We start from the raw sequence: 25,093 nt of genomic DNA, 5'->3' as shown, positions 1-25,093 counted from the left end.
ATAAAGCTTCTATAAAGATCTTATTAATAAAAAGAGTTTAAGGTTTAATTAGCCTTCTCCGTTTATAAAATTTTGCGTAATAGCTTCTAATTGACTTTGCTCAACTGGCTTAATAATATAGTCCGATATTTCACTTATTTTTTTGGCCCGCTCTAAATCTGCAGGATCAACCGAAGATGAAACCATATAGATAGTTATTTTTTTACCTAAATTCGGCATGATTTTTATATACTCTTCCATAAATTGAAAGCCATCCATTATTGGCATGTTTATATCTAGCAATATAACATCAGGGAGTTCTTGATCATTATTAAGATTCTCAATCATAAAATTTAATGCCTCTTCTCCATCGTAAAATGCAATTATGTTTTTGGCCAGATTAAGAGATTTAATGGTCTTTTTAATAGTAAATTGATAAATATCATCATCATCAACAATACAGAAACTTAGCTTTTTACTCATCTTTTTCGTTAAAATTAATTTCGAAAGTGGATCCTATATTTTCCTCACTTTCAACAGTTATTTCCCCTCCCATTGATTCAACTTGTACTTTAGTCATAAATAATCCAACTCCTTTTGCGTCCGGATGTCGATGGAATACCTTATTTAAACCAAATACTTTATGGCCATGTCTCTTCAAATTAATCCCTAAGCCATTATCTTTAAATTTGAGTTTAAGTAAACCATCTTCTATCACTGATTGAATAAAAATTTCAGGTTTCCTTTCTTCAGATTTATATTTAATCGAATTGCTCAGTAAATTAAGAAAAATACTCTCTAAATAAACTCTATTGTACTTAATTTTAGGATTATTTATGAAATCTGTATTAATTTCTGCATCTGTAGCCAAAATCTGACCCGTTAGAATCTCTTTTGTCTTGTTTAAAATTTCGGAAAATTGTAATGTCTCCAATTCCACAACTCCCTCACTTTTAGTTTTAAGCGCCTGAATTAAAGTATTAAGTGTCTCAGTCAAGTGATTGGTAACTACTTCTATTTTATCAAATAAAGTTTCTCTTTCCTCTTCTGTTTCAGAAACTTTATAAAATTTTAATAGTGTATTTAAATTACTTACTGGGGCTCTTAAATTATGTGAAGTAATATGAGCAAAATCTGCAAGCTGTGTATTTTGGAAAGTAAGCTTTTTGGCTAAAATTTCTAAACCTTCTTTTGCTTCTAAAATTTTGCTTTCAGCCTTTTTTTGAATAGTTATATCTCTAATGGCGGCTGAGACTAATAACCCTTCTGCCGTTTTTAGCGGACTCAGGCTTATTTGAATTGGAATTTTTCTTCCCGATTTATTTATTCCATAGAGCTCTTTACCTTCTCCCATTTCTCTTGTCTTCGGTATATTAAAAAACGAATTTCTCTGTGAAATATGGTTGCTAGTAGAATTTTCTGGTATTAATATCTCTACAGGTTTATCAATTAATTCTTGAGGCGTATAGCCAAACAATTTTTCTGATTGATTATTAATTAATTGAATTATTCCTTGTTCATTTACTATTACCATGGCGTCAGGAGCAGACTCTAATAAGCCCTTGAACTTTATTTCTGCCATTCGTTGCTGTGTTACATCTTGGCAGGTTCCTATTAATTCTATTACATTGCCATCTTTATCTGTTACTACTTCTCCAAGCAATTGAACTGTTTTTGTCTTTCCACTTGTAGATACTATTCTATGTAATAACTCGTAAAATACTTTATCTTCTATAGACTTATCAAAAGATAGTTGAACAGCCTCTTTGTCTTCTGGATGCACAAAGCTATAGTATGAATCAAAATTTAAAGTTTCATTTGGGTCAACCTCAAAAATATTAAATAGATTACTAGACCATGTTACACTATTTATTACCGTGTCCCATTGCCAGTGCCCCATCATAGTGATTTTTTCGGCGGCGTTTAAAACTTGATTTTTACGTAATAATTCGGTTTCTATATCCTTTTGTATTGTAACATCTCTAATAGCAATAGATACCAGAAGCCCTTCCTCGGTTTTAACCGGACTTATGCTTATTTGTATTGGAATAACCTGTGTTTGCTTAGTACAAGCATAAAGCTCCTTCTGTTGACCCAATCTTTTCGTCTTAGTCAAATCTAAAAACATTTCGATAAGCGAAAAGTCCTTATGGTTACTATGCTTAGGTATTAAAGTTTCTATTGATTTATGTACTAATTCTTCTGCTGCATACCCAAATAGTTTTTCCGATTGCTTGTTTATTAACTGAATTTCACCCTGTTTATTTACTATTACCATAGCATCTGGTGCAGATTCTAGCAGACCTCTAAACTTTATTTCAGCCATTCGTTGTTGCGTAACATCCTGGCATGTTCCCATGAATTCTATAACTTGGCCTGCATTATCTGAAATTACTTCCCCAAATATTTGAACTGTCTTAATCTTACCATTTGTAGTTACTATGCGATGTAGCAAATCATGAAAAAGATTATCTTCAATAGATTTAGCTATAGAAATATCTACCATTTCTTTATCTTCAGGGTGTACGCAATCTAAATACGAATCGAAATTTAAAATTTCATTATTATCAATTTCAAAAATTCGGTACAGATTTTTAGAAAAGGTAACATCACTGTTAACGGTATTCCATATCCAACTTCCTATACTTGTTAACCTTTCGGCTTTGTTTAAAATATTATTCTTGCGTAACAGATCAGTTTCTATCTTTTTTTGATCATTTACATTTTTTAATATTCGCATAAAACCAATGCATTCGCCGGAATCATTTTTTAAGGGAGTTAAAGTAGAATGCGCAATAAATGTTGATCCATCTTTTCGAGTAGCAGTCCATTCCCGGGCATCGTAATCATCATTTTGAGCTAATAATTGATACGCATCAAAGTCGGAATCTTTAATATTATATCGATCGGCTATATCTTTCTGAAATTTCTGGTATTCATCTTCGACTAGAAAAAAATTTGTCTTTTTCTCACCTATCAAATCAGCAGCCGAATACCCTAATAAGATTTCAGCTCCCTTATTAAATTGGTAAATAATTTCTTCTTTATTTATAGCTATAATAGCGGTAATGTCAGAGTTTGAAGTAACATTCATTAACAGTGGATTATTTTAAGCTTACGGTCTACAAATTACTTTTCTAAAACAATAGTCGTAATGAATTTATATGTTTAGCGCCCAAATTAATATTATTCGTCATACAATTCTTACAAAAGTGTCTAATAATAACTCAGAAATATATCAAATATTCTTGCTGAATAATAAAATGATCACCTAGTTTACTGGTTTTAAAGCTATAATAAATATAAAAGCCTGCAAAATGCAGGCTAGTAATTCGAAAATTATAATTACTTATAGTAAAATATTTATAAATAAATCACTAATTAGGCCTTTCAAAAGCTACTTCAGGATTCTGCGTTTTTTGCTTACTAAACAAACGTTGTTGTTGTTTTACAGTCATTGTGCTACCATCGTGGCTCCAACCTGGAGGTCCAAAAATGTACATAAGTTTATGCCATAATTTGGGTGATTTCTTCATATCATTCCAGATATCCTTATATTCATGCGTTAATATTACAAGTGGGTTATATGATTCTGGCGCATGTATAACTCCAAATTTCACATCGATATCGTCATCCAATTCTTTCCATGTGCCAAAAATCTTATCAAAAATATTTAGAAAACCTCCATGGTTTTTATCTAAATACTCCACATTTTGAGAATGATGCACTTGATGCATTGTGTGTGTATTGAATATTTTTTCTATCCATCCCATTTTTGGCACATACTTCGAATGCAACTGAAATTGCCAAAAAGACTCTATTGCCAAAGCAAAAATTACTACTTCTACAGGAAAACCAACTGCAGGCATCCACATATAAAAAAAAGGTTTATATAACAGGGTAAACCAACCGTTTCTAATTGCCGTGCCTAAATTAAAATGATCTGATGAGTGATGTACAATGTGCGCTGCCCATAACACTCTAATTTCATGATTTGCCCTATGAAACCAATAATATGTAAAATCATCAGCAAGTTGACAAATTAGAAATATATACCATTCATAACCGAATGATTTGTACCCCATAATGTTCATACGGACGCCATCTACCATAGGATTAAACAATTCATAGGCGAAATTAAAAACTACAATAAGTACAGTAAGTTTAATTAATGGACCTAAAATTGCGGACCCAATACCCATAGCACCACTTGCCATAAGGTCTTTCCAAACATAGAGATCTTCATCACCATGGGTGTGACTATAAGTTATCTCCAATAAGATTAAGGCAATAAAACAGGGTACTCCGTAAATCAGGGGGTTCGTTAAATCCATTTAAACAAATTTCTGCAAAGGTAATTATTAATACTCACTAGTCTCTTTTATTTGTTCTCCTTTCTCAGAAGCTTGTTTTGCTCTATTAATAATTTTTCAATATTGGATAATAGTGCAATATTTTTAGGAGTCTCCACCTCTGTATTTTCTGGGTTTTCCGCCTTTGTTCTAAATTTATTTATTCCTTTTAATAAAAGAAAAATGGTTAACGCCACAATCGTGAAATCAATAAAAACTTCAATAAGTTCACCATATCCAATAGCAACTTCTTCTACAGATTCTGTTCCTTCTCTAAGCACAACTTTTTTGTTAGACAGCTGTACGTCTTCAGTAATTAAAGATAATGGAGGCATTAATATCTTTTTTACTAACGTATTCACTACTGCATTAAAAGAAGCCCCAATAATAATACCTATGGCCATATCTACCATATTGCCTTTTACTGCAAAACTCTTAAATTCTTCTATAAAACTTTTAAACATAATAAGATCTAAAACAATGTTGTTTGTCCTTCTTCGTCATCACTATCGTTATCCGCTTTTTTGTTTCCATCTGTCTTTCTAGGTGCTTCTTTTTTAGAAGTTCCGTCGTCAACTTTTTCCTCATCAACAACTTCAATTTCCTCAGCAGCAGTTTCAACTGGTACCTCATAAGGCAATGGCTCTAAACCGTTAATCTCTAACACCTTATCTTTTGTAAGTTGATTTCCCATCGCAGTAATTCCTTTTACTGAAATAAATTCTTCAAGGTTTAAGATAAGGTTTTCTTGACGGTCTTGTCCACGCTTTTTTCCAAAAACGATTTCGGCTTGCGGACGATAATCAGTAAAAATTTTCTCTAAATACGATTTCGGATGATCCGTTAAAATATTCTCTTCTTTGTCAGGATGATCTACCAAGAATCGTTTTACATAAAATATTTCTTTATCACCTTCCCAATAAATTGCTGACAATGGTTTTTCTGGATTCCATTTTTCCAAAATAATCATGTCATCATCAAAATGAAGTGTTAGTTCCGGAATTACGGTCTTAATAGCTCCACTTTGTTTAACAATCAATAAACGGTTATCACTTGTAAATTCACCTAGGTACTCCCCTCTTGAATCAATATTTAATCGTTGAACGGTGTCATCAAACCAAAGTTTTCTTGGTTTTAATGTTGAAAGCCCTTTTTCTTTAAGTTCAACTCTCTTTACGGTATATTTTGTAACTAAATTACCTTTGGTACCTCTGCCTTTTATTAGTACATCGGCGAAATCTAGGTCCCATTTGAGCTTTTTAATACTACCGACTTGTCTAAGATTAATAGTTACTACTTCTCCTTCCCCATTCGGATTCGCGGAAAAATGATACACAACAGAACTAGGTTTACCTGTAGTAACATCATACAATTTATCTCTAGTTATACTAGTTACATTAAATCGCTTAATATATGTCGCCCCCCCTTTACCATCTCTATAAATTAAATTATAAATGGTACGCTTGTCTTTTTTCTTAAATACTGCTACATGAAGAATATTCTTTCCGATGAATGTTTTTGAATCTACTTTAAAAACCATCATTTTACCATCTTTGGTAAAAACAATTATATCATCAATATCACTACAATCGGTTACATATTCATCTTTACGTAAAGAGGTACCCACAAAGCCTTCTTCGCGGTTAACGTATAATTTAGTGTTACGTATGACGACTTTTGATGCCTCGATATTATCAAAGGTGCGGATTTCAGAAAGTCGCTCTCGTCCTTTACCATAGGTATCTTTCAATCTCTTGAAATAGGCTATAGCAAACTCAATTAAATTTGCAAGGTGATGTTTAACCTCCGCAATTTTCTCTTCAAGATTATCTAAATGCTCTTGCGCTTTATCTATATCGAATTTAGATATCTTCTTAATTTTAATCTCTGTTAATCGAAGAATATCCTCTTCAGTAACTGACCTTTTTAAATGTTTTGTATGTGGCTTTAAACCTTTGTCAATAGCAGAGATTACACCTTCCCAGGTTTCTTCTTCTTCTATATCGCGATATATTCTATTCTCAATAAAAATACGCTCTAATGAAGCTGCATGCCATTGCCCTTCTAATTCACCTAGTTGTATTTCCAGCTCTTGTCGCAACAATTCTACCGTTGCTTCGGTAGAACGTTTTAGCATTTCTGTAACCCCTATAAATAAAGGTTTATTATCTTCAATGATACAACCCAAAGGAGAAATCGATGATTCACAAGCCGTAAAAGCATACAAGGCATCAATAGTTTTATCTGGTGATATGCCTGAAGGAAGGTGAATGAGTATCTCTACATTAGCAGCTGTATTGTCTTCAATTTTTTTGATTTTTATTTTCCCCTTATCATTCGCTTTTAAAATGGAATCTTTTAAGGATGAAGTATTGGTTCCATAAGGGATCTCAGTAATAACAAGCGTGTTTTTACTCTGCGTAGAGATTCGAGCTCTCACTCTTATTTTACCCCCTCTTAAACCATCATTATAATTCTCTACATCAATAATACCTGATGTAGGAAAATCGGGATATATTTTAAACCGTTGCCCTTTTAAATGTTTTATTGAAGCATCAATAAGTTCAATAAAATTATGCGGCAGTACTTTTGTCGACAAACCTACGGCAATACCTTCAGCCCCTTGCGCTAATAACAATGGAAACATTACCGGAAGGTTTACCGGTTCTTTTTTACGTCCGTCATACGATTGTTGCCATTCGGTTATTTTCGGGCTAAATACAACATCTAATGCAAATTTAGAAAGACGTGCTTCAATATATCTTGATGCTGCTGCCCTATCCCCGGTTAGAATGTTTCCCCAGTTACCTTGGGTGTCAATTAATAGGTCTTTTTGCCCCATTTGAACCATGGCATCGGCTATACTAGCATCACCGTGTGGGTGATACTGCATGGTGTGCCCAACAACATTGGCTACCTTATTATAGCGACCATCATCTAGCTCTTTTAGAGCGTGCATAATACGTCTTTGTACTGGCTTAAACCCATCTTCAATAGCCGGTACTGCTCTTTCAAGAATTACATAAGATGCATAATCTAGAAACCAGTCTTTGTACATACCAGTAACCCGTGTAAGCGCCTCATCTTCTTCTAACTCTTCGGTATCTTGTACTACTAAACCATCTTCCTTCTCTGCAACGTTTTCGCTATTTAGAGATTGATCTTGATGTTCTTCTGACTTACCTTCATCTTCTCCGGAATTTCCGTCTTCACCAGCAGGTAAGTTTAAATTTTCGTCATTTTCTTCCATTAAGGAATACTATATATTATGGTTCTTATAATTAGTTTTCTTCTACTAAATCTACCTCAACCTTTAGGTTCTCAATGATAAATTTTTGACGGTCTGGAGTATTTTTCCCCATGTAAAAACTCAGTAAATCTTCAATAGACATCGACTTATCAAGCATAACAGGTTCTAATCGAATATCATCGCCAATAAAATGAACAAATTCATCGGGTGATATTTCACCCAAACCTTTAAACCTAGTTATTTCTGGTTTTCCTGTTAATTTATCTATCGCATTTCTTCGCTCCTCTTCACTATAACAGTAAATAGTCTCTTTTTTATTCCGCACACGAAATAATGGAGTTTGTAAAATATACAGGTGATTCTCTTTAATTAATTCTGGAAAAAACTGCAAAAAGAAAGTAATTAAAAGCAATCGTATGTGCATTCCATCAACGTCGGCATCGGTAGCAATTACGATATTATTATATCGCAAATCTTCCATAGATTCTTCGATATTAAGTGCGGCTTGCAACAGATTAAATTCCTCGTTTTCGTAAACGATTTTTTTTGACATTCCATAAGAATTCAGCGGCTTCCCTTTTAAACTAAATACTGCTTGCGTGTTTACATCTCGCGACTTAGTTATAGAACCAGATGCTGAATCACCCTCGGTAATAAAAAGTGTGCTTTCTAAATTCCTATCTTTTTTGGTATCTCCCAAGTGAATACGACAATCTCGTAATTTCTTGTTGTGCAGACTTGCTTTTTTAGCTCGGTCTTTTGCTAATTTTCGGATTCCAGAAAGTTCTTTCCGTTCTCGTTCTGCTTGTAATATTTTACGCTGTAAAGATTCTCTTGTATCTGGATTCTTATGTAGATAGTTATCTAAATACTTTCCAACAAAATCATTAATATAAGTTCGCACCGTAGGCAAATCGCCTCCCATATCAGTAGACCCTAATTTGGTCTTTGTCTGACTTTCAAAAACAGGTTCCATTACTTTTATAGATACCGCAGATATAATTGACTTACGAATATCTGAAGGGTCATAATTCTTTCCGTAAAATTCACGAATAGTTTTAACCAAAGCTTCACGAAAAGCTGTTTGGTGCGTTCCTCCTTGGGTTGTATGCTGTCCGTTTACAAAAGAATGGTATTCTTCGCTATATTGTGTTTTGCTATGCGTAATAGCTACTTCTATATCTTCTCCCTTTAAGTGAATTACTGGATAGAGAAAATCTTCTGTATTATTATTATCTTCTAGTAAATCCTTTAAACCGTTTTCAGAGTGATATTTTTCTCCATTAAAATCTATTGTTAGACCCGGATTTAAATAAACGTAGTTTTTCAACATACGTTCCACATACTCATTGCGGTACTTATACTTTTTAAATATGGCTTCATCGGGTCGAAAGGTAACTTTGGTACCTTTTCGTTGCGAAGAATCAGTCGGGCCTTCTTCCTTAATCAAATTTCCCTGACTAAACTCGGCCACTTTTATTTGGTTATCGCGAGAAGATGTTACCTCAAAAAAACTTGAAAGTGCATTTACTGCCTTCGTACCTACACCATTCAATCCAACAGATTTCTTAAATGCACGGGAATCGTATTTACCCCCAGTATTCATTTTTGAAACAACATCTACAACTTTACCTAATGGAATTCCTCGGCCGTAGTCCCGTACTTTAACCAATCCATCTTTAATCCGAATTTCTATGGTCTTACCAGCACCCATCACAAATTCATCGATACAGTTATCAAGTACTTCTTTTAATAGAATATAGACTCCATCATCGGCAGAAGAGCCATCACCAAGTTTACCAATATACATACCTGGACGCATACGAATATGCTCCTTCCAATCAAGCGAACGGATGTTGTCTTCGGTATATTGGGTATTCTCAGCCATATAGTGGAGTTAAAAATGAAAGTTGGGCTAAGATAAGATTACTTGAAAAAAAATGAAACCCCTATGTTATAAAGTAATTAACAAAGAAAATAGGCTTTTGTTGATATCAAAGGGCTTAAAACACCCACCCTAAACTACCTTCTTTTTCTTTGAAACTAATGCAACTCCAAATATCACTATCAACATTCCAAAAATTTGCAAATATGTAATTCGCTCTTCCAAAAAGAAGAATGCCAAAATAATTGTTGATACCGGGCCTAGACTTCCGAAAATAGAAAAAGTTGAAGCCCCTAACCTTTTAATAGCTTCCGAAACCATGAATGACGGTAAAAGTGTTGAAAAGATTGCCATTGCTAATCCTAAATAATAGACCTCATTTTGATAATTAAATAGATTAAAATCTGCTACAGATGCATAATGAATAACGATGCAAATTGTTGATACAATCATCGCATAAGATGTAAAACGTAGCACTCCAAATTTTGGAATTAGCCAGCCACTGCCAACTAAATACCCTGCATAGGTTAAAGCACTCAGAAAAATTAAGAAACCGCCCCAATATACTGTCTCACCCGATATTCCAATTTCATCCCAAAATGTAATTAAAACACCAAAATAAGTTACTAGAATAGCTAGAAATTGATTTCGACTGAGCTTCTTTTTAAAGAAAAGCCAAGATAACAACACCACTAAAGTCGGATATATAAAAAGAATTATACGTTCCAACCCGGCCTTTATAAACTGTAATCCCATAAAATCGAATAGACTAGCTAAATAATAGCCTAGGAAGCCAAACAGAAATAGCCAGAAATAATCCTTCACTTCTATTATTACAGATTTCTTCGGCTTTGTATAAATAGCAATCGCTACGTAAAATGGAAAAGCAAATATCATACGAAATAAAAGTAAACTCAGGTGGTCTATGCCATACCCGTAGGCCAATTTTACCATAACAGCTTTAGCTGAAAATAGAATAACACCTAAGATTGCTAAAAGTACACCAAAACTCTTTTCCGATAGTTTAGTAAACATCTAACGAAAATAGCATCCGCTAATAAACTCGTACAGCAGTTTTTTAAAATAATACGAAGTTCAAAATTTACTATACATTAAATCTAAAGTGCATTACATCGCCATCTTTAACAATATAATCCTTGCCTTCTACGCGCATCTTCCCTGCTTCTTTAACTTTGGCTTCACTACCGAAAGTTACGTAATCGGTATACGCAATAACTTCAGCTCGAATAAAACCCTTTTCAAAATCTGTGTGAATTACGCCAGCTGCTTGCGGTGCAGTTGCACCCACAGGAATAGTCCATGCACGAACTTCTTTAACACCTGCAGTAAAATATGTTTCAAGATTTAATAATTTATATGCACCTCTAATTAGCTTAGCCGATCCAGGCTCAGAAAGTCCTAAATCCTCAAGAAACATTTGACGCTCTTCATAGGTTTCTAATTCAGTAATATCTGCTTCTGTACCAACAGCCAAGACTACTACTTCTGCATTTTCATTTGCTACTGTAGCTTTTACTTTTTCTACGTAATCATTTCCCGAAACAGCAGCATCTTCATCAACATTACAAACGTACATTACTGGCTTATCCGTAATAAACTGCAATGGCTTCACATATTCTTCTCTATCATCATCTGAAACTTCTATAGCACGTACAGAGGTGCCAGCTTCTAAGCCGTCTTTAAGTTTTTGAAGTATGGCTTCTTCCTTTTGTGCTTCTTTATTACCAGTTCTCGCAGCGCGCTTAACTTTCTCTAATTTCTTATCTACAGTCTCTAAATCTTTGAGCTGCAGCTCCATGTCTATCGTTTCTTTATCACGTATTGGATCTACAGAACCATCTACATGAACAATATTATCATTATCAAAACAGCGTAAAACATGTAAAATAGCATCCGTTTCTCTTATATTTCCTAAAAACTGATTGCCTAATCCTTCACCTTTACTTGCACCCTTTACTAAACCTGCGATATCTACGATTTCAACTGTTGCTGGTAGAACGCGCTCTGGCACAACCAATTCTTCTAACTTCTCTAATCTTGGGTCGGGCACATTTACAACACCAATGTTTGGTTCAATTGTACAAAAAGGAAAGTTTGCGCTTTGTGCTTTTGCATTAGACAAACAATTAAAAAGAGTGGATTTACCAACATTTGGTAATCCTACGATACCTGCTTTCATTATATTTTAATTTGAGCGCAAAGATAGCCGTTTGTTATAAATTGAATAACGATAATAAAGCATAATTTTTTGTTGTTTATATGAGTATTTTTTTTGCGTTATCGAGAACACTACCTGTATTTAAATATAATCTAATCAACTATTTACACTTTTTAATATTAATTACTATATTGTAATGATAGGGAAAAATCTTACATGCGTTGTTTATCTGACAAATCGATTTGGTTGTTATTCGTGGAAGGCGATTTAAATGCTTTAGCAACATTATTTAAATTGTTCTATTCCCCATTGCACAATTATGGAATGAAAATTTCAAATAATAGAATGTTAACTGAAGATTGTCTTCAAAGTTTCTTTATTTATCTACTTGAAAATCGCACTAATTTAGGAACAGTCAATCATGTTAAAACATACCTCTTTGTTTCTTATAGAAGAGCTCTATTAAAAAATATAAATAAAGAGCGAAAGTTTACGAGCTATGATGAAGCGCTTGAGAAATTAAACGCCTTTGAATTCTCTCCAGAAGAACTTCTTGTGAAACAGGAATTTACTAAGATTAAAACCCACACCTTAACACAATTATTAAATAGTCTTACTATTAGAGAACGTGAGGCAATTTATTTAAAATATTATAGTGAGTTAACTATTAAAGAGATAACTGAGGTAATGAATATATCGTATCAAAGTGTTTTAAACACTTTACAAAAGGCTTTCGTTAAACTTAGAGGGCATCTTGAAACACAAGAAATAAGACGAGCTTTTAATTTAATTTAAAATTTCTACAAAAAAATAGGGTATAACTTCTTAGTAAAGTTCTCTTTACTAATGAAGACTATAACTATGAGCGAAAACAAGCAACCTCTTATAGCGGTTTTATTAAGTGATTCGTCCTTTGTAAACTGGGCAAACCAAAGCAACCAAAACGACATGGTTTTTTGGGACGAATGGATCAACCAAAACCCTGAGAATATAGAAACTGTTTATTCGGCAAAAGCAATTATTAACGGCATAGCTTTTAATAAAGTGCAATTACCAGAAGAAAAAATAAATAGTGAATGGAAAACCTTAATTGAACAGGTTTCCTTAAAAGAAGAAACCTCTAAAGTTATACCTATACCTGCCAAAGCAACTTCAAAATTTTTAAAATACGCTGCAGTTGCGGCTATTGGTGTTTTCATAATCATAATTGGGAATAACATTTTAAATAGCTCTTCTAGGGTTATTAAGAAAACAGGTTTTGGTGAAATTGTAGAGCTAAAATTACCAGATGGCACATCAGTTGTTCTAAACGGAAATTCCGAAATTAGTTATGATAAGAATAATACAAGAAATATTGATCTAAAAGGTGAAGCGTATTTTAAAGTAAAAACAATTCCTTCAACTAATGCCAAGTTTTGGGTTAATACTGAAGATTTAAAAGTAGAAGTTTATGGAACACAATTTCATGTAAACGCCCGTGAAAAGAAAACAGATGTAGTTTTAGATGAAGGCTCTATTAATCTTGTTTTAGATAATGGAACTACTACAGAGATGATACCTGGTGAACTTGTATCATTTTCTAAAGAAAAAAATACAGTATCCCAGAAAAAAATATCTACTGAACTACCATATTCCTTGTGGCGAGAAGGAACCTATGTGTTTAATAACATCCCCCTGGAAACGGTTATGAAAAATGTAAAACAGGCCTATGGGGTTGAAGTTGAATTTATGAATGAAAAACTTAAACAACAATTAATAACTGGTGGAATACCCAATCAGAATCTGAAAATTTGCTTGTCGGCAATAGAAATATCGACGGGAACTCGAATTGTCCACAAAGACAATAAACTAATTATCTATCAAAACTCAAACAATTAAAACTGAACATTATGAATGGAAAGAAAAATTTAAAAGTGCTGTTATTGGCATTTTTGTTTATTGGCATTTCAACCTATGCAGCAGAAGAAAGAACTACTAATAAAGCAGTCAAGACGGTTGCTCTTGCTGATTTTTTAAATGATATTAGTGTCGTTCACAAGGTGTTTTTCACCTACAATCCGGCCGTTATTTCTGGTTCTAATTTAAACCCAGACGAATTTCAATTTAATTCGCTAGTTAAAATTATTACCAAGCTAGAGACTAAAACAAAATTCGATTTTGAATATTTAGGAAATAAATACTATGTAGTTCATCCGAAAAAAGTAAAAAGAACAAAAATTGCAAAGCTAAATGCATTAAAAGGACTCGGTTTTACGGTAGTTGAAGATTTATCTGTTCTTCAAAATACTGTTACAGGAACGGTAACAGATGAAAATGGAGAACCTTTGGCTGGTGTAAATATTGTTGAAAAAGGTACAGCAAATGGTACCTCTACAGATTTTGATGGTAATTATGAAATTACAGTTGGTGACGATGCTACGCTGATTTTTAGTTACATTGGTTTTAGTACGGTAGAAGAAAATGTTTCAGGTCGTTCAACAATTAACGCGTCACTTTCTGAAGGAGTTCAATTAGCAGAAGCTGTAGTGATTGGTTCTAGAAACCCAAACAGAACGGCTACTGAAAGTACTGTACCTGTTGATGTTATTGATGTAAAAGAGTTAAATAATGTAGCTCCGCAAGTAAATCTAAATCAAATATTAAATTATGTAGCTCCTTCATTTACTTCAAACACACAAACAATATCAGATGGTACAGATCACGTGGATCCTGCTTCCTTAAGAGGTTTAGGTCCAGATCAGGTTCTAGTGCTAATAAATGGTAAAAGAAGACACTCTTCTTCTTTAGTAAACGTTAATGGCACTTTTGGTCGTGGTAGTGTTGGTACAGATTTAAATGCAATACCAGCATCGGCAATCCAACGTATAGAAGTATTAAGAGATGGTGCAGCTGCCCAATACGGTTCAGATGCCATCGCTGGTGTTATCAATATTGTTCTGAATAAAAGTATAAATGAATTGACAACTACTATTACCACTGGTGCCAATTTTGCTAAATATGCGAATGGACAAACAGGTGGTGTTGACGGAGCTACAACAAATTTCGCGGCTAGCTACGGATTAGGAATTGGTGACCGCGGTGGTTTTATTAATTTCTCTGGTGATTTTGATGTTCGTCAAGATTATAGTCGTATGAAAGAATGGGAAGGTTCTATCTTCAATAATTATAACACGGTAGAGCGCGTTGCGAATGCGGATGGCTATAACATTGTTAATTTATTGGATGATGATGTTGCAGACGTCATTCAATATTCTCAGAGTGCCGGAATTAATCTTAATGGTGCAACTACAAAAGATGAGTTAAGAGCAGTTTTAGGTGAAGATGCCACGGAATCTGAATTATCTGCAAGAGGGCAACAAAGAAGCGATTATAACATGCGTGTTGGACAATCTGCAGTACGTGGTGGTCGCTTTTTTGCAAACTTTGCTTTACCCCTAGATGATAATGGTACTGAGATTTACTCTTTTGCTGGAATAAGTTCTAGAACTGGTAATTCTGCTGGTTTCTATCGTTTACCAAATCAAAGTAGAACCTTTACTCCTGCTTATATTAATGGTTTTCTTCCAGAAATTAATTCGGCAATTCAAGATAAATCTTTCTCTGCTGGTATAAAAGGTAAAATTGGAGAATGGAATGTTGATTTTAGTAATACCTATGGCAGAAATGCTTTTGATTTTACTATTGGAAATACTTTTAATGCTTCGCTGCAAAGTTCTTCACCGACTACTTTTGATGCCGGTGGGTTCTCTTTCGCACAAAATACAACCAATTTAGATATTAATCAGTTTTATGATGATATAATGGATGGGTTAAACATTGCTTTCGGTGGTGAATACCGTGTTGAGAATTATGAAATTGTTGCTGGGGAACCTGCTTCTTATCAGCAATATACAGCCGATGGTACAGCAATTACTTCTGCAGCCCAACAAGCCTCTGTAGATTTCTTTGGAAATGCGAGACCTGGTGGTTCTCAAGTTTTTCCTGGATTCGGACCCAAGAATGAATTATCAAGAGGTCGTAGTAGTGTTGCTGGTTACTTTGATGTTGAAGCTGATTTCTCTGAAAAATTCTTAACTAGTTTTGCTACTCGTTTTGAAAACTATAGTGATTTTGGTTCAACCATAAATTTTAAATTGGCTACTAGATATAAGGTAAGCGATAATGTAAATGTTCGTGCAGCTTTTAATACTGGATTTAGAGCTCCTTCATTGCATCAGATTAACTTTAATGCAACCGCTACAATTTTTGATCAAGATGGTAACCCTCAAGAAGTAGGTACTTTTTCAAATGATAGTAGAGCTGCTAAATTATTAGGCATACCTCAATTAAAACAAGAAACTTCAAGTAGTGTAAGTGCTGGGATAACTGCTAAAATGCCAGATGCTAATTTAACCTTGACGGTTGATGGATATTTTGTAAGAATAAATGATAGAGTCGTTTATACAGGTCAGTTTAGTGGTCCTGGTACAGGTACAGAATTAGATAATTTGTTAAGTCAAGCTAATGCTACTGCAGCTGCTTTCTTTGCAAATGCAATAGATACAGAATCAGCTGGTATAGACGTTGTTCTAACGCACAAAACAAATATCGGTGACAACTGGAGATTAAAATCTGATTTAGCTGGTACATTTTCTAAAACACGTAAAGTAGGTGATATTAAAGCATCTGATGTACTTAGAAATGCTGGATTAGTTGATACTTATTTCCCTGAAGACAGCCGTGTATATTTAGAAGAGGCTGTTCCGAGAACTAAAATTAATTTATCAAATAGCCTAACATCTGATAAGTTCGTAATCTTTTTACGAAATGTATATTTTGGAGAAGTTACCGAGGCCACAACAACTGTAGCTAATCAGCAAGTGTTTGGAACAAAAATAGTTACAGACCTATCTTTAGGATATAAAGTTAGTCCTGTTTTAACTTTCACAATTGGAGCAAACAACTTACTAGATGTCTATCCAGATATGGCAACAGAAGCTGCTGGTAATAGAAGTAGTGGTCGTTTTGATTGGTCTAGAAGAGCACAGCAATTTGGAATTGGTGGTCGGTTCTTATTCGCACGTGTGAACTTTACTTTAAAATAATACTAACTCCCCGTTTTAGAGAAAGTATTCTTTCTATCATTGGTTGTTGTTAATCAAAATATAAAACGGGGTTTCATATAAGAACTTAATACGGGTTCAATAAAAAAGAGTATTTCTACTTGTAGAAATACTCTTTTTTATAATTCAATGTATTATATACTATTGGCCATTTTCTTTAACAACTTGTGCAACAACAAATCATTATACTTAGAAGTTCTATCCCTCAGGGTGCATAAATGCTTGCTTACCTAACAATACTTCTTCACTTTCTACGTGATCTTCATCAGGAATACAACAATCAACTGGGCAAACGGCTGCACATTGTGGTTCTTCATGAAAGCCCATACATTCTGTACACTTATCTGGTGCAATGTAGTACACTTCGTCACTTATTGGCTCTTGAACATCATCAGCATTTACGGCCTTACCATTGGTTAAAACAACATCGCCCTCTAACGAAGTACCATCAGAATAACGCCATTCATCAGCACCTTCATATATTGCAGTATTTGGGCATTCCGGTTCGCAAGCCCCGCAATTAATACATTCATCTGTTATTATTATAGCCATAATTTCTAATTCTATTTGTTTAAATTCCTTTTTCAGGAGAATTCTAAAAAGTAGGTAAAATCGATTTCACCTTCTTACTTTTGCATTTTTGCAATTACAAAGATAAAGTCTAGAAAGATCTATCGCAAATATATGAACGACCTTAATAAAACAATTATTGCTTTTACCGCATTAGGAGATTTTCTTCAAACCTTTAGTATGTCATCATCTAATGAAGATATTTGGTCGAGAAAATTTGAAGAAACTATCATTTTTTCAAAACATAAGAATGGCTGGTTCAATGAAGAAAATGTGCTATTTGCTTTGAATAGTTGGGCAAATCTGCTAACAGAAATTAATTTAAGTGATTGGATTTCAACTTATAACATCAAAGGGACCGCCGCTTTTTCAAAACCAAAAACAATCGCCATCATAATGGCTGGGAATATTCCATTGGTAGGCTTTCATGATTTTTTATCAGTAATAATTTCGGGTAATAAAGCATTAATTAAATTGTCTGATAGTGATAAAGTTCTATTACCATTATTGGTTAGTTTTTTAATTGAAAAAGAACCCCTTTTAAAAGATAGGATTGAATTTAAAGAGGGCAAACTTGAAAATTTTGATGCTGTAATTGCAACAGGCAGCAATAATACTGCGCGGTATTTTGAGTATTATTTTGGTAGTAAACCAAATATTATCAGAAAAAATAGAAATTCTATTGCAGTGCTAAATGGTGATGAAACTAATTCGCAACTAGAAGCACTAGGAAAAGATATATTTCAATATTACGGACTAGGTTGTCGTTCGGTTTCTAAAATATTTGTTCCTGAAAATTACAATTTCGACAATTTATTTAAAGCCATTTTTCCTTTCAATTATATTGTAAATCAAAATAAGTATGCCAATAATTACGATTATAATAAGGCAGTTTATCTTATGAGTGATTTTCCAATTTTAGATAATGGTTTTTTAATCCTTAAGGAAGATTCTGGATATGGTTCTCCAATAGCTTCTTTAAACTATGAGTTTTATTCATCTAAAGAAGCGTTAAAAAATCGGTTAGAGAATGACAAAGAAAAACTGCAATGTATCGTTTCTTCAGGTTTTTCATCTGATGAAATAGAATTTGGAAATACACAAACCCCGAGTTTAAACGATTATGCAGATGGAATTGATACCGTTGATTTTCTGTTAAGAACATAACATAATTCTTTTTATATCGTACCGCTTGTTCTTAAGAAATTTAAGACCTTTAGCGACCTTATTACAAAAACAAGTAACTGAACTTAATTAAGCTTAAAATGCAAAAACATAATTTTAGTGCCGGCCCATGTGTACTTCCAAAAGAAGTATTAAAAAAAGCTTCTGAAGCTGTAATCGATTTTAACGGTTTAGGACTTTCGTTAATTGAAATTTCGCATCGAAGTAAAGATTTTGTTGAAGTGATGGAAACTGCACGTTCATTAGCCTTAGAATTACTAGGTCTTGAAGGTAAAGGATACAAAGCTTTATTTTTACAAGGTGGAGCTAGCACAGAATTTTTAATGGTGGCGTATAACCTTCTTGAGAAAAAAGCAGGTTACTTAAATACTGGAACTTGGGCAGATAAAGCCATTAAAGAAGCGAAGTATTTTGGTGAAGTTGTTGAAGTCGGCTCATCTAAAGATGAGAATTTCAAATATATCCCTAATGGTTATGTTGTACCTGAAGATTTAGATTATCTACACCTAACTTCAAATAATACCATCTTTGGTACACAAATTAAAAAATTTCCAAATGTAAATATGCCTTTGGTTTGTGATATGAGCTCTGATATCTTCTCTAGGGAGTTAGATTTTTCGAAATTTGATTTAATATATGCTGGTGCCCAGAAAAATATGGGACCTGCTGGTGCGACATTGGTTGTGGTAAAAGAAGAAATCTTAGGTAAAGTATCTAGACAGATACCATCTATGCTTGATTACAAAATTCATATTGGAAAAGATAGCATGTTTAATACTCCTGCGGTTTTTCCGGTTTATGTGACGATGCTCACTTTACAATGGTTGAAAAATTTAGGTGGTATTAGTGCCATTGAAGAAATTAACAACAAAAAAGCGCAACTAATTTACTCTGAAATAGATTTAAATCCTGTTTTTGAAGGATATGCGAATAAAGAAGACCGCTCTAATATGAATGCTACTTTCACGCTAACCGATGACCAATTGAAAGAGGAATTTGATGCTATGTGCAAAGAAGCTGGTATCAATGGAATTAATGGACACCGTTCTGTAGGTGGATATCGTGCATCAATGTACAACGCACTTTCTTTAGAAAGTGTTGGAGTTTTAGTTGATGTAATGAGTGAAATGGAAAGAAAAGGATAAAAATTTTTTTTTGGTTGATGGTTACCACCTATAAAGGTCTAAATTATTGCTTAGATCAATCAGCAGACAATAAACAACGAACAACAATATGAAAATTTTAGCCAACGACGGTATCTCACAAACAGGTGTAGATGCAATGCAGAAAGAAGGGTTTGAAGTACTTACAACAAACGTAGCTCAAGAGCAATTGGTAAATTTTATCAATGAAAATGAAATTGTAGGTTTATTGGTAAGAAGCGCTACTAAAGTTAGAAAAGATTTAATAGACAGCTGTCCTACCCTTAAATTAATAGGGCGCGGTGGTGTTGGAATGGACAATATTGATGTTGCCTATGCCCGTGAAAAAGGATTACATGTAATTAACACACCTGCAGCTTCCTCCGAATCTGTAGCAGAATTAGTTTTCGCCCATTTATTTGGTGGTGTACGTTTTCTTTATGATGCTAATAGAAATATGCCCTTAGATGGAGATAGTAAGTTTAAACAATTAAAAAAGAATTATGCCAAAGGAAGTGAGCTAAGAGGTAAAATTCTTGGGGTAATTGGCTTTGGTCGTATTGGCCAAGCTACAGCTAAGGTAGCTCTTGGTGTAGGAATGAAAGTTGTTTATCACGACCCGTTTATAGATGACGCTTCTATTTCTCTTTCTTTTTATGATGGTCAAACTGTAGATTTCAATTTCAAAAGTATATCTAAAGATGAACTATTAAAATCTGCCGATTTCGTAACGCTTCACGTTCCGGCTCAAAAAGAATATGTGATTGGTAAACCGGAATTTGAAATAATGAAATCTGGTGCCGCAATTGTAAATGCAGCACGTGGTGGTGTAATTGATGAAGTTGCATTAATAGATGCCTTAGAAAGCAACAAATTAACTTTTGCAGGTTTAGATGTTTATGAATCTGAACCATCGCCAGAAATAAAAATATTAATGAATCCGAATATCTCGTTAACTCCTCATATAGGTGCGGCTACAGGTGAAGCACAAGATAGAATTGGCACGGAACTTGCAATTCAAATAACTGCGTTGTTAAAATAACTTTAGCTGGTACTTCAAAGAACATTAACTCTTTTTTTTTGTACATTACGCATACAATTTTAAACACTAATTACAATGTCAGGATTATTAGATTTATTGGGTAGCCCAATGGGTAAACAATTAATTAGCGGTGTAGCAGGTCAAACAGGCCAGTCAACCGATCAAACAGGAAGCGTGCTTAGTATGGCATTACCTGTATTGCTAGGAGCAATGAAAAAAAACGCAGCAACACCAGAGGGTGCTCAAGGATTAATGAGTGCACTTTCTTCAGGTAAACATGATGGAGGTATTTTAGACAATTTAAGCGGATTATTCGGAGGTGGTGTAGACCAATCTGTAATGGATGATGGTGCTGGAATTTTAGGTCATATCCTTGGTAGCAAGCAACCACAAGTTGAAAATGCACTTAGCTCAAAATCTGGTATGGATGCTGGTACTATTGGTACTATACTAAAAGTAGCTGCTCCATTACTAATGGGTTATTTAGGCAAACAAACTAAACAAAGCAATGTAAGTGATGCCAATGGTATTGGTGACTTATTAGGAAGCGTTATGGGTGGTGGACAAACTGCTAATAAACAACAATCGCTTATCGAGTCTTTCTTAGATTCAGATGGTGACGGTAGCATTTTAGATGATGTAGCTTCTATGGCACTAGGAGGAAAAAGTGGCGGAATAGGTGGCCTTTTAGGTGGTCTTTTCGGAAAATAAATCTCCATCAATAATATATCAAAACCGTCTTTCTTTATGTTAGACGGTTTTTTTGTATCTTAAAACTATGAAAGAGTTAATAAAACTGTCAGTGACATCTGTGCTTCTAGCTTTTATAATTAGCTGTGGCACTACAAAAAATGTAGAGAACATTTCTGATATTTCTAAAGAAGAATTGGCTCTCTTTAAAGAAACTGTTGGTGATACAATTCAAATTGCGAATGAAGAAACCGAATATGAAATAATAATAATTGAGCCTGGTTTTAATACCTGGCTCTTAAGTATAGCTAAACCCGAAGGTTATTATACACAATCGTATCTAGAAAATCGAAATCAACTTTATGTGATTAACTGGAATCAGCGCGTATTAAATCCACAACAATATAATACTAGCCTTTACGAAATGCAAATCGATTATAGTCCAAACATTGATTATGGATATGAAGTGAATTACAAACTTTATAATTACTTCATTTATTTTCAACGAAAATACAATCAAAGATTAGGTCCTTTTTTGCCACGTATTTAAATATATTTGCACGGCAATTAACATTATGGAAAAATTAAAAGAACGCTGGGGTATCTCCTCGAACATTCAACTAACAATTATTTTTATTGTATTTGCAATAACCGGTTCTTCATCGGTGTATGTAGCTAAACCATTTTTGGAATGGATAGGAATGAATAGAAATGCTTTTCCAGGTTCAGGTCTTGGTAGTACCCTATACTGGCTATTACGTATACTACTAATATTTCCTTTTTATCAAATTTTACTGGTGATATACGGTTGGCTCTTTGGTCAATTCAAGTTCTTCTGGGCTTTTGAAAAGAAAATGTTAAGTCGTTTAGGACTTAGTTTTTTATTTAATAAAAGTTAAGTTTTTATTAACATAATTAATTGTAGGTACTGACTAATTTTGAAACGTGAAGAAGAAAAAGATATTTTATACTTTTTTTCTATTTTGTTTATTTCTAAGCAAAGTAGTTTCTTTTCATGGATATACCCATGATGATTCACCGGACAATAATGTTGAACATTGTGACTTCTGTCATATGGCAACTAAAAATGACACCGGTGACTTTTTGTTGGTGCAACATAGTATTGAACTCAACCCATTTGTTTGCTCAGACATTATTAATAAAACTGAGTATTCTTCAGACAAAAGGTCTACAGATATTCCTAATAAGCTGTATAGCAGACCTCCTCCCCCAAGTATTTCATAATTCCCACTCCGTTTATGTACCTGTAACTTAGGTATATTGTATCTATTATATTGTAATTCATTGATTATGAGAACATACGCTATCGCGCTGTTCGCAATTATTACTGCGTACAACGTTAATGCGCAAGACTGCAAATCTATTCTTTTAGGTGAAATTATCGACTTTCACGACAATACACCATTGCAGAATGCCACCATTTTAATAACCGGAACCACTAAATCGGCCACAACCGACGCTAGTGGAAAATTTAGAATTGACAATCTTTGTGATGGACCACTAGAACTTGAAATTTTTCATGATGAATGTAAAACAAAACTAATGTCTATTTTAATTGATGGTGACACCTATCAAAAAATTAGTTTGGAACATCATTTAGAAGAGCTCCATGAAGTTAAGGTTATCGGTTCTACAATAAAGAATAAAACCAATTCTGCGTTAGAACAGACCTTAAAACTAGAGACTTTAGAACAATATAGTAGCCAAAGTCTTGGTGATGCGCTTAAAGAAATAACTGGTGTTTCTTCTTTAAATACTGGGGCTAATATTGTAAAGCCCACAATTCATGGTTTAAATGGTAGTAGAGTACTAGTGTTAAATGATGGCGTTCGCATGCAAGATATGGAATGGGGTGAAGAACATGCTCCTAATATTGATATTAATGGATCAGGTACCATCGCAGTAATTAAAGGAGCGGCTGCTTTGCAATATGGTGGCGATGCAATTGGTGGTGTTATTGTAATTGAACAACCTAAAGTAAAAGAGAAAGACACTCTTTTTGGTAAAACAGTAATCAACGGAGTATCAAACGGTCGTGGTGGTAATATTAGTTCTGAACTTACTAAGACCTATGAGAATGGGGTTTTTATGAGTGCGCAAGGTTCGTTTAAAAAACTTGGTGATCGCGAAGCTCCAAATTATGTGCTATCGAATACAGGGAGTGCTGAAAAAGCTGCCCAAATTAACTTTGGTAAATTATTATTCAATTGGGGTGTTAATGTTAAGTACTCATATTTTGAAAGTGATTTGGCAATATTAAGAGCTTCACATATCGGTAATGTTGATGACCTAATTCGTAGCATTAATAATCAGGTACCTGAAACTATAAATTCTTTTACATATGACATTGAAAGCCCAAGACAAGAAGTGTCTCATCATATAGGAAGTGTTCATTTTTACAAAAGATTTCAAGGTTTAGGAAAGTGGAATGTACAATATGATTTTCAAAACAACAGTAGGTTTGAGTATGACATTCGTGTTGGTGATGATGCCGATAAGGCTTCAATTGATCTAGACTTAACCACTCATACCTTTGCTACGGATTTCAAATGGGATTCTGAATATGATTATAAGATTCATACAGGTTTTGTGGGGCGCTATCAAGATAATTTTGCTAACCCAGCAACTGGAGTTCGTAGATTGATTCCTGATTACAAAAAATATGATTTAGGAATGTTTGTCATTGGAGAATATCGTTTTAGCGATAATCTAATTGCTGATGGTGGACTGCGATATGATTATAATAGAATTGATGCTAAAAAATTCTATCGTAAATCTCGATGGGAAGAGCGCGGTTATGACACAGAATTTCAAGATCTGGTTATTGATGATTTAGGTACGCAATTACTGGTTAATCCAGTTCTCAATTATCATAATATTTCCGGAACGTTAGGTATGGAATATGAAGTTGATAATTCGTCAAAATTGCGTTTTAATTATGCTTTGGGGCAACGAGCACCTAACCCTTCGGAACTTTTTAGTGATGGATTACACCATTCGGCATCACGTATAGAATTAGGTGATTTGCGTATTGTTAATGAAACTTCACACAAATTTTCACTTTCAAAAGAAGCGAATTATAACCTGTGGGGATACACTATTGAACCGTATGCAAATTTTTTAACAGACTTTATTTTACTAGAGCCTACCGGTGTTGAATATACCATTCGTGGTGCTTTCCCTGTTTGGTCTTATCGCCAAACTTCAGCAAGAATATTAGGTGTTGATGCATCTGTATATTCTAATCTTTGGAAAAATTGGAGTACGAGTCATAAGTTTTCGTTGGTTAAAGGAAAAGATTTAGACTTTGATAAAGCATTAATAAATATGCCCGCAGCCAATTTTAGAAATCGTTTGACCTTTAGTCGTCCAAAATGGTCCAATTTCGAAGTATCAGTAGAAAGCAATTATGTATTTCGTCAAAATGAATATCCAGAAGATATTCTGGTGTTCTCACCAGAACAACAACAAGATGTTCTTTTGAAAATTAATACGTCTCCACCAGCTTATCACCTTTTGTCGGCATATTCCAAAGCTCAATTTCCAATTGGTAAAAAAAATCAATTACAAGTAGGCTTAACTATAAACAACTTATTGAATACAGAGTATCGTGACTACCTAAATAGACAACGCTTTTTCGCGGACGAATTGGGTCGAAATTTCATACTCCAATTAAATTTTAAATATTAATTACTA

The 25,093-nt window shown here is 33.9% G+C and carries 20 protein-coding genes; 11 read left to right on the top strand and 9 right to left on the bottom strand.

Annotated features, from left to right (window positions below):
- Positions 1-48: 48 nt before the first annotated feature.
- From UH7x_RS16955 to ychF, 8 genes are all read right to left on the bottom strand, one after another.
- The gene (locus tag UH7x_RS16955; RefSeq protein ID WP_482361108.1) at positions 49-462 is read right to left on the bottom strand and encodes a response regulator; all 414 of its coding nucleotides are present in this window, start codon (positions 460-462) and stop codon (positions 49-51) included.
- On the bottom strand, positions 455-3,073 hold the full coding sequence (locus UH7x_RS16950; RefSeq protein ID WP_482361107.1) for a PAS domain-containing sensor histidine kinase: 2,619 nt from the start codon (positions 3,071-3,073) through the stop codon (positions 455-457). The genes UH7x_RS16955 and UH7x_RS16950 overlap by 8 nt, the downstream gene beginning before the upstream one ends.
- 283 nt (positions 3,074-3,356) lie before the next feature.
- Positions 3,357-4,313: a sterol desaturase family protein gene (locus UH7x_RS16945; protein WP_482361106.1), complete on the bottom strand. Its 957-nt coding sequence runs from the start codon at positions 4,311-4,313 to the stop codon at positions 3,357-3,359.
- A 47-nt stretch (positions 4,314-4,360) separates the two neighbouring features.
- Complete coding sequence (gene mscL, locus UH7x_RS16940) at positions 4,361-4,795, bottom strand: large conductance mechanosensitive channel protein MscL (RefSeq protein WP_482361105.1); 435 nt, start codon at positions 4,793-4,795, stop codon at positions 4,361-4,363.
- An 8-nt stretch (positions 4,796-4,803) separates the two neighbouring features.
- Positions 4,804-7,389, bottom strand: coding sequence for a DNA gyrase/topoisomerase IV subunit A (locus UH7x_RS16935; RefSeq protein ID WP_482363623.1), 2,586 nt, complete (start codon positions 7,387-7,389; stop codon positions 4,804-4,806).
- A 223-nt stretch (positions 7,390-7,612) separates the two neighbouring features.
- Positions 7,613-9,469, bottom strand: a complete 1,857-nt coding sequence (locus UH7x_RS16930; RefSeq protein WP_482361104.1) for a DNA topoisomerase IV subunit B — start codon at positions 9,467-9,469, stop codon at positions 7,613-7,615.
- Between the two features lie 129 nt (positions 9,470-9,598).
- Positions 9,599-10,501, bottom strand: coding sequence for a DMT family transporter (locus UH7x_RS16925; RefSeq protein ID WP_482361103.1), 903 nt, complete (start codon positions 10,499-10,501; stop codon positions 9,599-9,601).
- Between the two features lie 70 nt (positions 10,502-10,571).
- Positions 10,572-11,666, bottom strand: a complete 1,095-nt coding sequence (ychF, locus tag UH7x_RS16920) for a redox-regulated ATPase YchF (RefSeq protein ID WP_482361102.1) — start codon at positions 11,664-11,666, stop codon at positions 10,572-10,574.
- A gap of 195 nt (positions 11,667-11,861) precedes the next feature.
- Here ychF and UH7x_RS16915 point away from each other — a divergent pair, with 195 nt between their 5' ends.
- From UH7x_RS16915 to UH7x_RS16905, 3 genes are read left to right on the top strand one after another with little or no spacing between them, the layout of a single operon-like run.
- Positions 11,862-12,440: an RNA polymerase sigma factor gene (locus UH7x_RS16915; RefSeq protein WP_482361101.1), complete on the top strand. Its 579-nt coding sequence runs from the start codon at positions 11,862-11,864 to the stop codon at positions 12,438-12,440.
- Between the two features lie 51 nt (positions 12,441-12,491).
- A complete protein-coding gene (locus tag UH7x_RS16910; RefSeq protein WP_482361100.1) occupies positions 12,492-13,523 on the top strand; it encodes a FecR family protein in 1,032 nt (343 codons plus the stop codon).
- Positions 13,524-13,534: 11 nt separating this feature from the next.
- Entirely contained in the window at positions 13,535-16,729 is a 3,195-nt protein-coding gene (locus tag UH7x_RS16905) for a TonB-dependent receptor (RefSeq protein ID WP_482361099.1), read from the top strand.
- Between the two features lie 216 nt (positions 16,730-16,945).
- Here the strand turns inward: UH7x_RS16905 and UH7x_RS16900 are convergent, their stop codons facing one another.
- Positions 16,946-17,299 (bottom strand): 4Fe-4S dicluster domain-containing protein, encoded by a 354-nt coding sequence (locus UH7x_RS16900; RefSeq protein WP_482361098.1) that lies wholly within the window; start codon positions 17,297-17,299, stop codon positions 16,946-16,948.
- A 132-nt stretch (positions 17,300-17,431) separates the two neighbouring features.
- Between UH7x_RS16900 and UH7x_RS16895 the strand changes: the two genes are divergently transcribed.
- From UH7x_RS16895 to UH7x_RS16860, 8 genes are all read left to right on the top strand, one after another.
- Positions 17,432-18,484, top strand: coding sequence for an acyl-CoA reductase (locus UH7x_RS16895; protein ID WP_482361097.1), 1,053 nt, complete (start codon positions 17,432-17,434; stop codon positions 18,482-18,484).
- Positions 18,485-18,582: 98 nt separating this feature from the next.
- Positions 18,583-19,647 (top strand): 3-phosphoserine/phosphohydroxythreonine transaminase, encoded by a 1,065-nt coding sequence (serC, locus tag UH7x_RS16890; RefSeq protein WP_482361096.1) that lies wholly within the window; start codon positions 18,583-18,585, stop codon positions 19,645-19,647.
- An 88-nt stretch (positions 19,648-19,735) separates the two neighbouring features.
- Positions 19,736-20,686, top strand: coding sequence for a D-2-hydroxyacid dehydrogenase (locus UH7x_RS16885; RefSeq protein ID WP_482361095.1), 951 nt, complete (start codon positions 19,736-19,738; stop codon positions 20,684-20,686).
- Positions 20,687-20,761: 75 nt separating this feature from the next.
- On the top strand, positions 20,762-21,397 hold the full coding sequence (locus tag UH7x_RS16880; RefSeq protein WP_482361094.1) for a DUF937 domain-containing protein: 636 nt from the start codon (positions 20,762-20,764) through the stop codon (positions 21,395-21,397).
- A 67-nt stretch (positions 21,398-21,464) separates the two neighbouring features.
- Positions 21,465-21,926, top strand: a complete 462-nt coding sequence (locus UH7x_RS16875; protein ID WP_482361093.1) for a DUF6146 family protein — start codon at positions 21,465-21,467, stop codon at positions 21,924-21,926.
- 25 nt (positions 21,927-21,951) lie between these two features.
- A complete protein-coding gene (locus UH7x_RS16870; protein ID WP_482361092.1) occupies positions 21,952-22,275 on the top strand; it encodes a DUF6787 family protein in 324 nt (107 codons plus the stop codon).
- A 46-nt stretch (positions 22,276-22,321) separates the two neighbouring features.
- The gene (locus UH7x_RS16865; protein WP_482361091.1) at positions 22,322-22,621 is read left to right on the top strand and encodes a hypothetical protein; all 300 of its coding nucleotides are present in this window, start codon (positions 22,322-22,324) and stop codon (positions 22,619-22,621) included.
- A gap of 66 nt (positions 22,622-22,687) precedes the next feature.
- The gene (locus tag UH7x_RS16860) at positions 22,688-25,087 is read left to right on the top strand and encodes a TonB-dependent receptor (RefSeq protein WP_482361090.1); all 2,400 of its coding nucleotides are present in this window, start codon (positions 22,688-22,690) and stop codon (positions 25,085-25,087) included.
- Positions 25,088-25,093 lie beyond the last annotated feature (6 nt).

It is taken from the genome of Aurantibacter sp. UH7, from assembly GCF_056839165.1.
Note: the sequence above shows the minus strand (reverse complement) of the source record. Positions and strands in the feature narration are given on the sequence as shown.

What these genes read in the sequence shown, in the direction of transcription:
- UH7x_RS16905 (WP_482361099.1), top strand. Translation starts at nt 13,535, where the DNA reads ATGAATGGAAAGAAAAATTTAAAAGTGCTGTTATTGGCATTTTTGTTT.
- UH7x_RS16950 (WP_482361107.1), bottom strand. Translation starts at nt 3,073, where the DNA reads ATGAATGTTACTTCAAACTCTGACATTACCGCTATTATAGCTATAAAT.
- UH7x_RS16860 (WP_482361090.1), top strand. Translation starts at nt 22,688, where the DNA reads ATGAGAACATACGCTATCGCGCTGTTCGCAATTATTACTGCGTACAAC.
- UH7x_RS16935 (WP_482363623.1), bottom strand. Translation starts at nt 7,389, where the DNA reads ATGTACAAAGACTGGTTTCTAGATTATGCATCTTATGTAATTCTTGAA.
- UH7x_RS16900 (WP_482361098.1), bottom strand. Translation starts at nt 17,299, where the DNA reads ATGGCTATAATAATAACAGATGAATGTATTAATTGCGGGGCTTGCGAA.
- ychF (WP_482361102.1), bottom strand. Translation starts at nt 11,666, where the DNA reads ATGAAAGCAGGTATCGTAGGATTACCAAATGTTGGTAAATCCACTCTT.
- UH7x_RS16910 (WP_482361100.1), top strand. Translation starts at nt 12,492, where the DNA reads ATGAAGACTATAACTATGAGCGAAAACAAGCAACCTCTTATAGCGGTT.
- UH7x_RS16955 (WP_482361108.1), bottom strand. Translation starts at nt 462, where the DNA reads ATGAGTAAAAAGCTAAGTTTCTGTATTGTTGATGATGATGATATTTAT.
- mscL (WP_482361105.1), bottom strand. Translation starts at nt 4,795, where the DNA reads ATGTTTAAAAGTTTTATAGAAGAATTTAAGAGTTTTGCAGTAAAAGGC.
- UH7x_RS16870 (WP_482361092.1), top strand. Translation starts at nt 21,952, where the DNA reads ATGGAAAAATTAAAAGAACGCTGGGGTATCTCCTCGAACATTCAACTA.
- serC (WP_482361096.1), top strand. Translation starts at nt 18,583, where the DNA reads ATGCAAAAACATAATTTTAGTGCCGGCCCATGTGTACTTCCAAAAGAA.
- UH7x_RS16915 (WP_482361101.1), top strand. Translation starts at nt 11,862, where the DNA reads ATGCGTTGTTTATCTGACAAATCGATTTGGTTGTTATTCGTGGAAGGC.
- UH7x_RS16925 (WP_482361103.1), bottom strand. Translation starts at nt 10,501, where the DNA reads ATGTTTACTAAACTATCGGAAAAGAGTTTTGGTGTACTTTTAGCAATC.
- UH7x_RS16885 (WP_482361095.1), top strand. Translation starts at nt 19,736, where the DNA reads ATGAAAATTTTAGCCAACGACGGTATCTCACAAACAGGTGTAGATGCA.
- UH7x_RS16945 (WP_482361106.1), bottom strand. Translation starts at nt 4,313, where the DNA reads ATGGATTTAACGAACCCCCTGATTTACGGAGTACCCTGTTTTATTGCC.
- UH7x_RS16930 (WP_482361104.1), bottom strand. Translation starts at nt 9,469, where the DNA reads ATGGCTGAGAATACCCAATATACCGAAGACAACATCCGTTCGCTTGAT.
- UH7x_RS16880 (WP_482361094.1), top strand. Translation starts at nt 20,762, where the DNA reads ATGTCAGGATTATTAGATTTATTGGGTAGCCCAATGGGTAAACAATTA.
- UH7x_RS16875 (WP_482361093.1), top strand. Translation starts at nt 21,465, where the DNA reads ATGAAAGAGTTAATAAAACTGTCAGTGACATCTGTGCTTCTAGCTTTT.
- UH7x_RS16895 (WP_482361097.1), top strand. Translation starts at nt 17,432, where the DNA reads ATGAACGACCTTAATAAAACAATTATTGCTTTTACCGCATTAGGAGAT.